Here is a 14,428-nt window from a genome sequence, read left to right as displayed (position 1 = left end):
TTGTTAGCCATACAGCGATGGAATTAAGGATGGCGGACCCGCAACGGCAGAATTCAACTGCCGCTTCTGCAAATCCCCAATCCCGAATGCGCAATCCCGTACCGCACCACGGCATCAGCGCTCGACGATCGCCACCACGCCCATGCCGCCGGCGGTGCAGATCGAAATCAATGCACGGCCGCCGCCGCGCTCTTCCAGCTGTTTGGCGGCCGTGGCCACCACGCGTGCGCCAGTGGCGGCGAACGGATGGCCGGTGGCCAGCGACGAGCCCAGCGGATTGATCTTGTCCGGGTCGATGCGTCCCAGCGGCGCATCCAGCCCGAGGCGATTGCGGCAGTAATCCTCGCTCTCCCAGGCACGCAACGTGCACAGCACCTGCGCGGCGAAGGCCTCGTGGATTTCGTAGATGTCGAAATCCTGCAGGGTCAGGCCCTGACGCGCCAGCATCTGCGGCACCGCAATGGTCGGCGCCATCAACAGGCCTTCGCCATGCACGAAATCCACCGCCGCCACCTGCGCATCACGCAGATAGGCCATCGGGGTGTGGCCATGCGCCAGCGCCCAGGCTTCGCTGGAGAGCAGCACCGCGGCCGCACCATCGGTGAGCGGGGTGGAATTGGCCGCGGTCAACGTGCCGCGGCCAGAGGTCTTGTCGAAGGCCGGGCGCAGCGTGGCGAGTTTTTCCAGCGAGGTGTCCGCGCGCAGGATGTTGTCCCGCGAGACGCCGCGGAACGGCGCGATCAGCGAGTCGAAGAAACCGCGCTCATAGGCAGCGGCCAGCTTATGGTGCGAAGCCACCGCCCATTCGTCCTGCGAATCGCGCGAGATGTTCCATTCCTTGGCCATGTCCTCGCAGTGGTCGCCCATGCTCTTGCCGGTGCGCGGCTCGGCCACGCCGGGGAACTCGGGCTTGAGCTCGGCCAGCTTGAAGCCGCGCAGCAGCGCCTTGAGCTTGTCGCCGGTGGCCTTGGCACGGTTGGCGGCCAGCAGCCGTGCGCGCAACTTCTTGCCGTACACGATCGGCACTTCGGAGGTGGTGTCAGAGCCGCCGCCGATGCCCGAGTCGATCTGCCCCAGCGCGATCTTGTTGGCGATGGTGATCACCGAATCCAGGCTGGTGCCGCAGGCGCGCTGCAGGGTGATGCCCGGCGTCAGCGGCGACAGACCCGACGACAGCGCCGCCTCGCGCGCCAGGTTCCAGTCCGCGGAATGCTTGATCACCGCGCCCATCGCCACTTCGCCCAATTGCTGCCCATGCAACCCGAAGCGCTCGACCAACGCGCCCAGCGTGCGCACCGACATGCCCAGGTTGCCCACATCCGCATACGCGGTGTTCTGACGACAGAACGGGATACGAACGCCGCCCAAAATGGCGACGGGACGGGCTGCGGGCATCGGTTGACCTGGCATGGAGGACTCGGGGACATGGCCTGCACAGGGCCGGCAGGCATAATGGCCGCAGTGTAGCTTCGACCCCGTGATGGGCCAACCGCGAATCATGAGCAAGACCGAACACGGCGTAACCGCCATGGGTGTGCTGGCGCTGGAATTGACCGGCGGAAGCGCCCCCGAGCGCGGCGCCTTGGCGCCGGCGCAGGCCGGCATGCTGGCCGAACGCATCGGCCGCGACCTGGCGCAATGGATCCCGGAAGTCCGCGATCTGGAATTGAGCGTGGCGTTGGCGCATTTCGATCCGTCCGAAGTGTTGCGGCCGGGCTGGCCGCTGCATCGGCGCCTGGAAGAGCTGCAGGCGCGTGCACCCGGGCGCGACCAGGGCCCGCGGGTGCTGGCCTTCGGTGCCGACGCGCAAGGCGAGATCCCGCTGCCGTTCCAGGCCGATGCGCAACTGGCCGGCGGTGGGTTGCGCGTGTTGCCGTTCCTGCTGTCCGGCGACCCGCACACGGTTGCCGGCGTGGCCGACGCCATGGAGGAAGTGCTGCTGGCCCAGGGAATGGCGCAGGCCGATACCGCGTTGCTGGCGCAGGAAAGCTTCGGCGCCCGCATCGAGCATGCGCGGTATCTCACCGCCAACGATCTGGCGGCGATGATGTCGATGCAGTACGACAATCAGGGCCTGGCGCCGCTGTGGCCGCTGATCGAAGCCGCACTGCTGGCGCCGCACACCGAAGAGTGGCTGGAGCAGCCCCCCGAGCCGGTGTTGCGCTACATCGATGGCGAAGTGCGTATCGCCTTGTTCGATCCCGCAGGGTGGTGCGATTACTACGCGCACGACCGCGAAGATTGCGAACGCCTGCGCGGCGTCTATGAGCACTATCTGGCACGCCAGCGGCAGATGGCCGCCGTGCTGGAAGCGCATGGGCTGCCCGTGCTGTACGTGCATATCGAGCCGGGCCAGGATCCGCGGCAGGCGCTGGCGGCGTGAGCCAGACGCCGGCGGCCTTGCCCCCTGCGCTGCAGGGCGTGCTGGAAACCGGCGTGTATGTTGCGGACCTGGAGCGCGCATGCGCCTTCTACGCGCGCGTGCTGGGGTTGCAACCGATGCACCGCGATACGCGCATGGCCGCCTACGCCATCGCGCCTGGGCAGGTCTTGTTGCTGTTCCTGCAAGGCAGCACCTCGGCGACGGTCACGCTGCCAGGCGGCACGATTCCGCCGCATGACGGCAACGGGCGCCAGCATTTCGCACTGGCGGTCGCAAGCGATGCCCTGCCCGGCTGGGAAAATCACCTGCATGCCTGCGGGGTCGCCATCGAAGGCCGTACGCAATGGCCGGGCGGCGGGCAAAGCATTTACTTCCGCGATCCCGATGCGCATTTGCTGGAATTGGCGACACCGGGGTTGTGGGCGAATTATTGAGTGATCGCTGCGCGGTGAGCCGCATTTGCCGTGATCGATCAACACCTGAGGTTGTCGCGCGATTGGCGGGCTGGATGCCACCGGTTCGATCTCCTCGAACAGCGTGCACTGCCTTCAAGCGAACTGTTCGCGTGCCCGATTGGCTCTGGCCCGATCGGCCTTGGACAGACACCGCGTCTGCCTACGCACAATGACCGCTGGCAAGCGGATCACCGGGTGATCGCCAGGGGCAGTGGAAGACGGCGTTTGCGGCGTTCGTTCGACAATCGCTGCGCTGGATGCGCACGGCTCGCGCTTATGGCATCGGCAAGCTGCCGCATCCAGGCGCATCCACCCATGTGTGCGCCATATCGCGATCGGAGCGAAGGTTGGACGCTGCACCTCGCGCCTACGCAAACGCCGCGGCGCTGTCGCCGCGGCGTTGGTGTGTGAGCTGCAGCGCTGCCTGCATGTCCACCGGCCGGTCGGCCGACATCGCCCGCAGCGTCGTCGTATTCAACCGTTGCCGTGCATCGACAACGGTCGCAGAGCACTTACTTGGTCGCCGCCTGCGCGTTATCGGTGGTGATCACGCCGCAGGCCAGGCGGCCGCCCGCGTTGCCGGTGGGCTGGGTTTTGTAGTCGTCTGCGTCGGCATGCACGATCACCGCGTGGCCGGCGATATCGAACTGGTCGGCCTTGCCGAGGTTGACGTTGCTGGAGACCGGGCCGTCGATGCTGGCGTTACCCTGCGCGTCGGCGGTGATGTTGGGCATGTCGCCACCATGGTGCGGCTCGGTGCTGACGTTGCCGTGATCGGACTGGGACGGGTTGAAGTGACCGCCGGCGCTGCTGCCGTCCGGTGCGCTGCAATCGCCCTTTTCGTGGATGTGGAAGCCGTGCTCGGTATTGGGCTTGAGGCCGCTGAGCTGGCCGGTGACGCGCAGCGCACCGTCGACGGTCTTGAACGTCACCGTGCCTTTGACGTCATTGCCCTTGGTCGGCTTGAGCTCGGCGGTTGCGGTGGTGGTGGCCGCCGCCTCGGTGACCATGGAGGCGGCGTGTTCGCCACCGTGCGCCGCTTCGGCCGGGGTGCTGGCCTGCGGTGCGGGTGCCGGCTCGGCGGGCGCTGGTTCCTCGCGCTTGCACGCGGTCAGCACCAGGGCGGTGGCCAGAAACAAGGTGGTCGGAACAATGCGCATGGAGTACTCCTGAAGAAAGGCCGCAACTGCAGCCGTTGACGCCCCGACTCAGGGCTGCGAAGGGGGCGTGCCCCATTGGGTGACGCGAATGACGCCGCAGGCCAGGCGCGCACCGGCATTGCCGCTGGGCTGGCTGCGATAGTCGTCGGGGTCGGCATGCACGATCAGCGACTTGCCGACCACGTCGGTCGGGGCGCCATCGCCCAGACTGATGCCGGACAAAATCATGTCCAGATGCACCACGCCTTCGGCGTCTGCACGCAGATTGTCCATGTCGCCCAGATGATGCGCGCCGCCACCGGCACGCCCGTGCGGTGCGCCACCCGGGTTGAAATGCGCGCCCGCGCTGCTGGCATCGGCCGCGCTGCAATCGCCGCGTTCGTGCACATGGAATCCGGACACACCGCCCGGACGCAGGCCGCCGATGGTGCCGGTGAGGCGGATGCCCTGCAGCGCCGGCACCAGCACCACCCGGCCGCTGACCAGGCTGCCCGAGGCCGAAGCCAGCGCGGCCTCGGCTTGCTGCACCGGGCGCGCAGGCACGGTCCGCGCCGCTGGCGGCGGAGGCGCCTTGGGCGGCGGTGGCGTGCTGCTGCAGGCGGCCAGCGCCAGCGCGGTGAGGGCAACGATCGTGGGCGACCGGTAACGCATCGAGCAGTTCTCCTGATCAGGCTGGAAACCTATGCGGGCGCATGTTCACGTGTCATGAAATGGGCCTGCTGGCGGCACAGGAGTGTACGGGGTCGGTGTGCCGGGTCGGCTTGTCGGATGGTGTGCGAGGCGCCAGGCACGCTGCGTGACTGCCCGGACGACGGCGTCGGCACGGCAGGGTTGCGGTGGCGTCATCGACAGCGCCGCATGCGGCGGCGTACCACTGATCAATGCTTGCCGCGGGCACTGTCGGGCGGCCTCGGCTCGATCAAGGCATCGCTGGATAGGTGCGCGGGCACTCGCGCTTTCATCGGCAGGCACCCTCGCCCCAACCCCGTCCCCATTGGCGAGGGGCGTTGGACCCAGATCAGCGGCGTTTGCGCCCCGGGCCGAGTTTGCGGGTGACCGTGTTGCGGCCCAGTCCCAGGCGGGCAGCAGCTTCGGCGCGGCGGCCCTGGGTGAGTTGCAGGGCCGCTTCGAGCAAGGTCCTGTCCAGGCGCTCGCGCGCTTCGGCGTGCAGGCCCTGGGCACCTTCGCTCAGGCGTTGCGCGGCCCAGCTGGAAAGCATGTCGTCCCACTGCCCGTCGCTGCGGCCGCTGCGGTGACGCCGGCCGCCGCGCGCCAATGCGGCGTCCACGTCGACCACGTCGATGATGTCCGAGGTCGCCAGCGCCGCCAGGCGCCAGCACACGTTTTCCAGTTCGCGCACGTTGCCGGGCCAGTCGTACTGGCGCAGGTCTTCCAGCGCGGCCGACGAGAGCCGCTTGGGCAGCATGTCGAGTTTGCGCCCGGCCATGGCCAGGAAATTTTCGGCCAGTTGCGCGATGTCGCCGCGCCGTTCGCGCAGTGGCGGCAACTGCAGGCGCACCACATCCAGGCGGTGCAGCAGATCGGCGCGGAAGCGGCCTTGTTCGACCAGCGCTTCCAGGTCCTGGTGGGTGGCGGCAATCACGCGTACATCGACGCGGATCAATTCGCGCCCACCGACGCGGAAGAATTCGTTCTCTGCCAACACGCGCAGCAGGCGGGTCTGCAGCGGCAACGGCATGTCGCCGATTTCGTCCAGAAACAGCGTGCCGCCATCGGCCTGTTCGAAGCGGCCGATATGCCGTTTGGTCGCCCCGGTAAAGGCGCCGGTTTCGTGGCCGAACAATTCGCTTTCCAGCAGTTCGGCCGGGATGGCGGCGGTGTTGAGCGCGACGAAGGGTTTGCGCGCGCGCGGCGATTCGTTGTGCAGCGCGCGCGCGACCAGCTCCTTGCCGGTACCGGTTTCGCCATTGATCAGCACCGACAGCGGCGCCTGCGCCAGGCGCCCGATCGCGCGGAACAAGGCCTGCATCGCGGGCGTGTCGCCGATCAGCGAAGCCGAGCCCTCGGCCAGCCGCGTGGCGACGATTTCTTCGACGCCGGCATCGGCGTCCGGCAGCGCGCGTGCGGCCAGTGCCACCGCGTCGTCCAGGTCGAACGGCTTGGACAGGAACTCGTGCGCGCCGCCGCGGAAGGCGCCGGCGGTGCTGGCAACGTCGGTATAGGCCGACATCACGATCACCGGCAAGTGCGGGTGTTTGGATTTGAGTTTGTCGAGCAGGGTCAGGCCGTCTTCGCCGGGCATGCGCACGTCGGTGAACAGCAAATCCGGCGTGGGCCGCATGGCGAGCGCCTGCAGCGCGGCGGCGGCGCTGTCGAAGCCGTCTACGGCATAGCCGGCATCGCGCAAGGCGGTGGACAGCACGAAACGGACCGACCGGTCGTCGTCGACCACCCAGATATGGGATACGGCGGCGGCCTCAGCCATGCGGTTGCTCCTTGTCGTGATCGCCGGCCAGCTCGGGCAGCAGCAGGGTGAAAACGGTATGGCCCGGACGCGAGCGATAGGTCAGCGTGCCGTGGTGCTCGCGCGAAACCTGCTGGGCCAGCGCCAGGCCCAGACCGCTGCCTTCGGCACGGCCACTGACCAGTGGCAGAAACAGGTGCTCGGCCAGTTCTTCCGGCACGCCGCCGCCGTCGTCGATGATTTCCAGCCGCAGCGACATCGCATGCACGCGGTCGCGGATGCGCTGGCCATGCTCCACGCGGGTGCGCAGCGTCACGCGTGTGGCGCCGGCCTGGAAGGCGTTGCGCACCAGGTTCCACACCGCCTGGGTCAGGCGGTCGCCATCGCCCAGAATGTCGGGAATGCTGGGGTCGTAGTCGCGCTGCACCTGCACCGACCAGCCGCCTTCAGCTTCGGCCAGGCGTAGCACGCGTTCGAGCACGACATGGATGTTGAGGCGGTCGTGCGGGCGCGCCGGGGTGGGCGAGAGCAGCCGTTCGAGCAGGGTGTTGAGGCGCTCGATCTCGGTGCCGATCAGCTCGATCAGCTCGCGCTCGTCTTCGTCGCGCCCGGCCGCGCGGCGCGCCAGCAGCTGCGCGGCGCCCTTGAGCCCGGCCAGCGGGTTACGCAGCTCGTGCGCCAACCCTTTCAGCGCAGCGCTCAAGGCATTGGGCAGGGCGTGGGTGGGATCGAGCGCGGGAAATTCGTCGACCGGGTGGGTTTCCAGCAGCCAGCCGCCATCGTCCAGCCGCGACAGCCAGCCTTCGGCAAAACGCGGCGCATCGTTGGGCAGGCCCAGCGCCAGCCGGTGCAGGCGCAAGACGTCACGTTCGTCGTTGAGCAGAAAGCGCGCCAACGCGTCGCCCTGCACTTCCAGCGCGGCCAGGGGCTGTTCGACCAACCGCCGTGCACTGACCCCGAGCCAGCGCGCGAACGCCGGGTTGACGCCCAGCACGCGGCCCTCGCGGTCGGCCCAGGCGACCGGTGTGCCCAGGCTGTCCAGTGATGGCATGGAAGAGGACGTCACCATTGCACCAATTTAGTGCAAAGCGCAGCGCCATGCATCGATGTCGCGCAAAGCGAAGCGCACGGAGACACCATGGAGGCCGGACGGCGGCGGGTCGCACCGATCCAGCGTGCATCCGCGCCGGCAGTCACGGGCGTGGGGCTGGTCATGCAGGCACCTCGGCAGTGGTTCCGCGCCCAATGGGCGGCGGGGGAAAACGGACCCGGCTGGGCGGTCCCGGCCGGGTCAGGGCGCCACCCGCGGCAGCGCGGCCGCGGGTGTGCATGCTCAGGACTCGTACGCAGCTTCACCATGTGAGGTGATGTCCAGGCCCTCGCGCTCGGCTTCTTCGCTGACGCGCAGGCCGAACACCAGCTTGGCGACCAGAAAGCCCACCACCGACACCACGCCGATCCAGCCAACCGTGATCCCGACGCCCAGCGCCTGGATGCCGACCTGGTGGACGATGTCGTAATCGCCACCCTTCTGGCCGCCCAGCGAGGCCGCCGAGAACACGCCGGTGAGGATGGCACCGATGATGCCGCCCAGGCCATGCACGCCGAACACGTCCAGGCTGTCGTCGGCGCCCAGCAGGCGCTTCAGGCCGGTGACGCCCCAGACGCACAGCACGCCGGCGGCAAGACCAATGACGATCGCGCCGAACGGACCCACGGTGCCGCAAGCCGGAGTGATGCCGACCAGGCCGGCCACCATGCCCGAGGCCACGCCCAGGGCGGACGACTTGCCCTTGATGATCTTCTCGGTCAGCGACCAGCCCAGGATGGCGGCGGCGGTGGCCAGCAAGGTGTTGAGGAAGGCCAGCGCCGCACCGGCATTGGCTTCCAGGTTGGAACCGGCGTTGAAGCCGAACCAGCCCACCCACAGCAGCGAGGCGCCGACGAAGGTCAGGGTCACGTTGTGCGGCTTGATCGCCTCACGCCCCAGCCCGGCACGCTTGCCGACGAAGTAGGCGCCGACCAGGCCGGCAACGCCGGCATTGATATGCACGACCGTGCCACCGGCGAAATCCAGCGCGCCCAACCCGAACAGGTACCCGCCGGTGGCCCAGACCATGTGCGCCAGCGGCAGGTAGCCGAAGGTGAACCAGATCACCGAGAACAGCAGCACCGCAGCGAACTTGGCGCGTTCGGCGAAGGCGCCGACGATCAGCGCGCCGGTGATGCCGGCAAAGGTCGCCTGGAACGCGACGAACACGTATTCCGGCAGGCTCACGCCCTTGGTGAAGGTCGCCGCCAGGGTTTCGATGGTGACGCCCTTGAGCAGCGCCTTGTCCAGATTGCCGATCCACGCGCCTTCGCCGGAGAACGCCAGGCTATAGCCGTACAGCACCCACAGGACGGTCAGCAGCGAGAACACCACCGCCACCTGGATCAGTACCGACAACACGTTCTTGGCGCGCACCATGCCGCCGTAGAACAGCGCCAGGCCCGGCACCACCATCAGCAGCACCAGCAAGGTGGAGGTCAGCATCCAGGCGACATCGCCCTTTTCCACCACCGGTGCGGCTTCGGCGGCGGCGGCCGGCGGGGCGGCCGGCTGCGCCGACGGCAGCGGTTCGGTGGTGACCGGCTCGGTCGGCAACGGGGTGACCTGCGCACCGGACTGCGCCTGCGCGCTGCCCATGCCGCCCACCATCAGCGCGCTGAACAGCATCAGCATGCACACGCTGTAGAACCGGGCTTTCCACCCGGCAAAAAGAGCTGTCTTCATACGAACTCCGGGGCTGGTGGGGTCAGAGCGCATCGGCGCCGATCTCGCCGGTGCGGATGCGCACCACCTGCTCGATCGCGGTCACGAAGATCTTGCCGTCGCCGATCTTGCCGGTGCCGGCGGCGTTCTGGATCGCTTCGACCACCGCGTCCAGACGGTCGTCGGTGACCACCGTTTCGATCTTGATCTTGGGCAGGAAGTCGACGACGTACTCGGCGCCGCGGTACAGCTCGGTGTGGCCTTTCTGGCGCCCGAAGCCCTTGACCTCGGTCACGGTGATGCCCGACACGCCTGCTGCAGACAAGGCCTCGCGGACCTCGTCGAGCTTGAACGGCCGGATGATGGCGGTGATCAATTTCATGCGCATACCCCGAATGGTGGAAAGAACCGGCCGGCATTGCGCCGCCCGGCGGTGTCAGTCACCTGGATGCCACCCCGGCATCCGATCGTTCGCGATTGCGCGGACCCCAGCAGATGCCATGCATCCGCCTCGTGGGAGAGGTCAGGCCCGCGCGCCGCGAACGATGTGCTCTCTCGTTACCCCTGCGATCCACGGCCGGGGCCCTGGATCGATCGAACATGTGCGGCGATGGCGGAGGTGGGAGGGGGGCCTCCGCCATCACCGCGGTGGAACTCAGTTGCCGTAGTACAGCTGGTACTCCAACGGGTGGGTCGCAGCACGGAACTTGGTGACTTCCTGCATCTTCAGCGCGATATAGCCGTCGATGAAGTCGTCGCTCATCACGCCGCCGGCCTTGAGGAACTCGCGGTCCTTGTCCAGCGCTTCCAGGGCCTGGTCCAGGCTGGAGCACACCTGCGGGATCAGCTTCTCTTCTTCCGGCGGCAGGTCGTACAGGTCCTTGTCGCTCGGGGCGCCCGGGTCGATCTGGTTCTTGATGCCGTCCAGGCCGGCCATCATCAGCGCGGTGAAGGTCAGGTAGCCGGACTGCAACGGATCGGGGAAGCGCATTTCGATGCGGCGCGCCTTCGGGTTGGTGACCCACGGAATGCGGCACGAGGCCGAACGGTTACGCGCCGAATAGGCCAGCATCACCGGCGCCTCGAAGCCCGGAACCAGGCGCTTGTAGCTGTTGGTGCCGGAGTTGGCGAAGGCGTTGATCGCGCGGGCATGCTTGAAGATGCCGCCGATGTACCACAGCGCCAGCTGCGACAGGCCGCCGTAGCCGTCGCCGGTGAACAGGTTGACGCCGCCCTTGGCCAGCGACTGGTGCACGTGCATGCCCGAGCCGTTGTCGCCCACGATGGGCTTGGGCATGAAGGTGGCGGTCTTGCCGTTGCGGTAGGCGACGTTCTTGATGATGTACTTCATCGTCAGCAGTTCGTCGGCCTTCTGCACCAGCGAGCTGAACTTGGTGCCGATCTCGCACTGGCCGGCGGTGGCCACTTCGTGGTGGTGCACCTCGGTTTCGATGCCGACCTGTTCCAGCGTCTTGATCATTTCCGCGCGCAGGTCGTGCAGGCTGTCGGTCGGCGGAACCGGGAAGTAGCCGCCCTTCACGCCCGGGCGGTAACCGCTGTTGCCGCCGTCGTACTTTTCGCCGGTGTTCCAGGCCGCCTCTTCCGAACCCACCTGGAAGAAGGTGTGGCCCATGTCGTTGGCAAAGCGCACCGAATCGAAGATGAAGAATTCCGGCTCCGGGCCGAAGAACGCCTGGTCTGCGGTGCCGGAGGACTTCAGGTAGGCCTCGGCGCGCTTGGCGATGCCGCGCGGGTCGCGCTCATAGCTCTGCATGGTGGCCGGGTCGAGGATGTCGCAGGTCAGCACGATGGTCGGATCGGCGAAGAACGGATCCAGATACGCGGTGCCCGCGTCCGGCAGCAACACCATGTCCGACTCGTTGATGCCCTTCCAGCCCGCGATCGAACTGCCGTCGAACATCTTGCCTTCTTCAAACAGCGCCGGCTCGATGATATTGACCGGAAAGGTGATGTGCTGCTGTACACCACGCATATCGACGAAGCGCAGGTCGACGAACTCGACCTTGTTGTCCTTGATCAGCTTTTCAACATTTTCCACGGACATCGGAAGAAACCTCAGGCAGGAGTTAAGTGGCTCGTGGGCGGTACCACAGCAGGGACCGTGCCAAGCCTGTGCGCTTCACAAGCCCTTGATTTTGCTTACATCGCTCGCGACTGTACCGCCAGCATCGCACCGTAAAAGTGCAAAGCGCAAACTAGAACGCACCGATATGGTGCATGCCGCAATGCACTATCCTGGCGCTTCCCTCACCCCTGCCCAGTCCGATGTCCGATCTGATTTCCGCCCTGTTGTTGGGCATTCTCGAAGGCCTCACCGAATTCCTGCCGATCTCCAGCACCGGCCACCTGTTGATCGCCGAACAATGGCTCGGACGCCGTTCTGACTTCTTCAATATCGTCATCCAGGCCGGCGCGATCCTGGCCATCTGCCTGGCGCTGCGGCAGCGCCTGTGGAGCCTGGCCACCGGCCTGGGCGAGCGCGCCAACCGCGACTACGTGCTCAAGGTCGGCGTCGCCTTCCTGGTCACCGCGGTGGTCGGGCTGATCGTGCGCAAGGCCGGCTGGCAATTGCCCGAAACGCTCCAACCGGTCGCCTGGGCGTTGCTGATCGGCGGGGTATGGATGCTGGTGGCCGAACACTTCGCCGGCAAGCTGCCCGAGCGCGATATGGTGACCTGGAAGGTGGCCATCGCCGTAGGCCTGGCGCAGGTCGTGGCCGGTGTTTTTCCCGGTACGTCGCGCTCGGCCTCGACGATCTTCATCGCGATGCTGCTGGGCCTGAGCAAGCGCTCGGCAGCGGCGGATTTCGTGTTCATGGTGGGCATTCCGACCATGTTTGCGGCCAGCGGCTACGCGCTGCTGGAGATGTACAAGGAAGGCGGTTTCGGCACCGAAAACTGGACCGACGTGGCGGTGGCCTTCGTGGCGGCGACCATCACCGGCTTTGTGGTGGTGAAGTGGCTGCTGGGCTATATCAAGAAGCACCGTTTCACGGTGTTTGCGGTGTATCGCATGCTGCTGGGCGCCGCCCTGCTGCTGTGGCTGCCGGCGGCGGCGGGCTGACATTCCACCGCCCCGGCCTGCACGTCGTGATGGCTGCGACGTGCAGGCCGGGCGCACACAAATGCGCTGGGCACTGCCGCGTCCGCGCGCTGCCAGCCGATTGCGGGCAACCGCCGCCCCGCCGGATATCGGACGCAGTCGCTTGGTTGGCGGCTCTGATGCGTCCACGTCGTGACGCCGGTCATTGCCCCGGGCGCACGCTGGCGGTATCACTGACGCATCGACCACCGGGAGCTGCGCATGCGTGCCGTGTTCTTCGCCCCTGCATTGCTGGCGGCGGGCGTGACGTCCTGCGGGTCGGGTGCATCGCCGGACCCACCCGGCTCCGGCCACGCTGCTGCGCGGGCACCGGTCACCGCTCCCCCCGACACGGACAATGTCCCGTTGCGCGCTGCCCTGCGTGCGCAGCACTGGCACTTGCAGCAGGCCAGCGATGCGCATGGCACGGCCTTGCGCAGCCTGTTCGTCGACGGCGTGTCGCCGGTGCAACTGGACTTCGACGATCAGCGCATCCAGGTCAGCCAGACCTGCAACGCGCTGGGCGCCAACTACAGCGTGGCCCAGGCGCACGTGCAGATTGGCCGGGTGGTCTCGAGCAAGCGGATGTGCGCCGATGCACGCCGGATGGCGCAGGAACGCGCGGCCAGCGACCTGTTGTCCGGGCGCTTTGCAGTGGTCATGGACAACGCGGCAGCCGTGCCTGGCCTGACCCTGACCCGCAGCGACGGCACCGTGCTGATCTTCGGCGGTACGCCCACCGCGGACACCCGGTATGGTGGGCCGGGGCAGACGCTGTTGATCGAGGTGGCCGCAGAGACCGTGCCCTGCGTTTTGGACCCTGCGCGCCGCTGCCTGCAAGTGCGCGAGCACGAGCAGGGCGCGGCCGCCGCTACAGCGGCCGCCACGTCGTGGCATCCCTACGACGGCACGATCGAGGGTTTCGACCATGAAGAGGGCATCCGCACGCTGCTGCGCGTGACCCGCTACCCGGCCGGCAGCGCGCCTGACGCCAAACCGGTCTACGTGCTCGACCAGATGATCGAAGCCGGCAGCTAGCGCAGCCGCAGTAGGGGGCCGGCAACGGCGTGGCACGCTGCGACGCCGCCCCGCATCACAGCCGGATGAGCACCTTGCCCACGTGTTGCGCCTTGGCGAAATAGTCCAAGGCCTGGGGCGCCTCATCGAACCGGAACGTCTTGCTGTGCAGGGTCTTGATGCGGTGCTGCTCGATCGCCCGCAGCAGGTCCACGAACATCGCCCGGCTGCCGTTGGCGATCCCGCGAATGGTCACGTTCTTGCGGATCAACGCCACGTAATCGGGAATGGGCGAAGACGCCCCGGGGGTGACGCCGATCACCACGATGGTCGCGTTCGCCGCCGCGGCCTTGATCGACTGCCCCAAGGTGTCCTGCCCGCCGGTCTCGATGATGACGTCCGCGCCACCGCCGGACAGCTGCACGACTGCCTCGGCCCAGTCGGGGTGGGTGCGGTAGTTGACGGTGATGTCGGCGCCCAGGCGGCGTGCGAGCTCGAGCTTGTCGTCGCTGGACGAGGTGATGGCGACGCGGGCCCCGTGCAGCTTGGCCAGCTGGAGCGCGGCCATCGAGACGCCACCTGTTCCCAGACACAGCACCAGGTCGCCGGCCTTGATCCTGGCCACGTCCACCAGGGCGTTCCAGGCGGTCACCGCGGCCGATGCCAGCGCCGCGACATCCTCGTCCTCCAGCGACGCAGGCACCTTGATCAGGGCACTGGCAGGCAGCGACACCTTTTCGGCCAGCCAGCCGTCGTGGGTCACGCCCAGGTCGTGGGCGAACATCTCGGCATCGAACCTGCCCTCCAGCCAGGTGGGAAAGTGCCCGCTGACGACGCGGTCGCCTGGCGCGACCTGGCTGACACCGGCACCGACGGAGGTCACGATGCCCACGCCCTCGGCAACCGGAACGCGCGTAGGCGCAAGCTTGCCGCCGTAGGTGCCTTTCAGGATCTGCAGGTCGCGGTTGATCAGGCCGACCAGCCGCGGAGCGACGATGACCTCACCTGGCCCTGCGACCGGCTCAGGCATCTGGACCGCGACCAGGCTGTCAAGGCCGGTTTGATTGCCAATCTGGAATGCTTTCAAGGGGATTACCTGTGCTGCGACGCCGGCCGGACGTGGCTGGCGTC

The 14,428-nt window shown here is 67.4% G+C and carries 13 protein-coding genes; 4 read left to right on the top strand and 9 right to left on the bottom strand.

Translation table 11 applies throughout. The annotated features are described in order from the left end of the window. Window positions 1–114: 114 nt before the first annotated feature. On the bottom strand, window positions 115–1,410 hold the full coding sequence (locus ACCQ07_RS01025) for an acetyl-CoA C-acetyltransferase (protein ID WP_017156403.1): 1,296 nt from the start codon (window positions 1,408–1,410) through the stop codon (window positions 115–117). An 88-nt stretch (window positions 1,411–1,498) separates the two neighbouring features. On the opposite strand from ACCQ07_RS01025, the gene ACCQ07_RS01020 reads away from it, so the two are divergent. Next, window positions 1,499–2,383: a hypothetical protein gene (locus tag ACCQ07_RS01020; RefSeq protein ID WP_039417480.1), complete on the top strand. Its 885-nt coding sequence runs from the start codon at window positions 1,499–1,501 to the stop codon at window positions 2,381–2,383. Beyond that, a complete protein-coding gene (locus tag ACCQ07_RS01015) occupies window positions 2,380–2,817 on the top strand; it encodes a VOC family protein (protein ID WP_029818253.1) in 438 nt (145 codons plus the stop codon). The genes ACCQ07_RS01020 and ACCQ07_RS01015 overlap by 4 nt, the downstream gene beginning before the upstream one ends. Window positions 2,818–3,350: 533 nt before the next feature. On the opposite strand, the gene ACCQ07_RS01010 is transcribed toward ACCQ07_RS01015, so the two are convergent. From ACCQ07_RS01010 to glnA, 7 genes are all read right to left on the bottom strand, one after another. After that, a complete protein-coding gene (locus tag ACCQ07_RS01010; RefSeq protein WP_014088999.1) occupies window positions 3,351–3,998 on the bottom strand; it encodes a superoxide dismutase family protein in 648 nt (215 codons plus the stop codon). Between the two features lie 48 nt (window positions 3,999–4,046). Beyond that, window positions 4,047–4,649, bottom strand: coding sequence for a superoxide dismutase family protein (locus ACCQ07_RS01005; protein WP_031420650.1), 603 nt, complete (start codon window positions 4,647–4,649; stop codon window positions 4,047–4,049). 367 nt (window positions 4,650–5,016) lie between these two features. Then, the gene (gene ntrC, locus ACCQ07_RS01000) at window positions 5,017–6,444 is read right to left on the bottom strand and encodes a nitrogen regulation protein NR(I) (protein ID WP_008571547.1); all 1,428 of its coding nucleotides are present in this window, start codon (window positions 6,442–6,444) and stop codon (window positions 5,017–5,019) included. Next, the gene (locus tag ACCQ07_RS00995) at window positions 6,437–7,492 is read right to left on the bottom strand and encodes a two-component system sensor histidine kinase NtrB (RefSeq protein ID WP_008571546.1); all 1,056 of its coding nucleotides are present in this window, start codon (window positions 7,490–7,492) and stop codon (window positions 6,437–6,439) included. Before ACCQ07_RS00995 ends, ntrC begins: the two co-directional genes overlap by 8 nt. Window positions 7,493–7,756: 264 nt before the next feature. Continuing rightward, window positions 7,757–9,199 (bottom strand): ammonium transporter, encoded by a 1,443-nt coding sequence (locus tag ACCQ07_RS00990; protein WP_029818235.1) that lies wholly within the window; start codon window positions 9,197–9,199, stop codon window positions 7,757–7,759. Between the two features lie 22 nt (window positions 9,200–9,221). Continuing rightward, window positions 9,222–9,560 carry a P-II family nitrogen regulator gene (locus tag ACCQ07_RS00985; RefSeq protein WP_002808480.1) on the bottom strand — a complete coding sequence of 113 codons (339 nt, stop codon included), beginning with the start codon at window positions 9,558–9,560 and terminating at the stop codon, window positions 9,222–9,224. A gap of 273 nt (window positions 9,561–9,833) precedes the next feature. Further along, on the bottom strand, window positions 9,834–11,243 hold the full coding sequence (glnA, locus tag ACCQ07_RS00980; RefSeq protein ID WP_003488480.1) for a type I glutamate--ammonia ligase: 1,410 nt from the start codon (window positions 11,241–11,243) through the stop codon (window positions 9,834–9,836). A gap of 221 nt (window positions 11,244–11,464) precedes the next feature. On the opposite strand from glnA, the gene ACCQ07_RS00975 reads away from it, so the two are divergent. Together ACCQ07_RS00975 and ACCQ07_RS00970 are read left to right on the top strand one after the other, a co-directional pair. Next, window positions 11,465–12,262 (top strand): undecaprenyl-diphosphate phosphatase, encoded by a 798-nt coding sequence (locus ACCQ07_RS00975; RefSeq protein ID WP_109290530.1) that lies wholly within the window; start codon window positions 11,465–11,467, stop codon window positions 12,260–12,262. A gap of 240 nt (window positions 12,263–12,502) precedes the next feature. Then, a complete protein-coding gene (locus tag ACCQ07_RS00970; RefSeq protein ID WP_372363700.1) occupies window positions 12,503–13,318 on the top strand; it encodes an META domain-containing protein in 816 nt (271 codons plus the stop codon). A gap of 55 nt (window positions 13,319–13,373) precedes the next feature. Here ACCQ07_RS00970 and ACCQ07_RS00965 read toward each other — a convergent pair whose 3' ends face one another. Continuing rightward, window positions 13,374–14,384 (bottom strand): zinc-dependent alcohol dehydrogenase family protein, encoded by a 1,011-nt coding sequence (locus tag ACCQ07_RS00965; RefSeq protein WP_184422441.1) that lies wholly within the window; start codon window positions 14,382–14,384, stop codon window positions 13,374–13,376. Window positions 14,385–14,428: the final 44 nt, after the last annotated feature.

The organism is Xanthomonas sp. NCPPB 3583 (assembly GCF_041475715.2).
Lineage (GTDB): Bacteria > Pseudomonadota > Gammaproteobacteria > Xanthomonadales > Xanthomonadaceae > Xanthomonas > Xanthomonas euvesicatoria.
The sequence above is the reverse complement of the archived record's forward strand: the minus strand, read 5'-3'. Positions and strand labels throughout refer to the sequence as shown.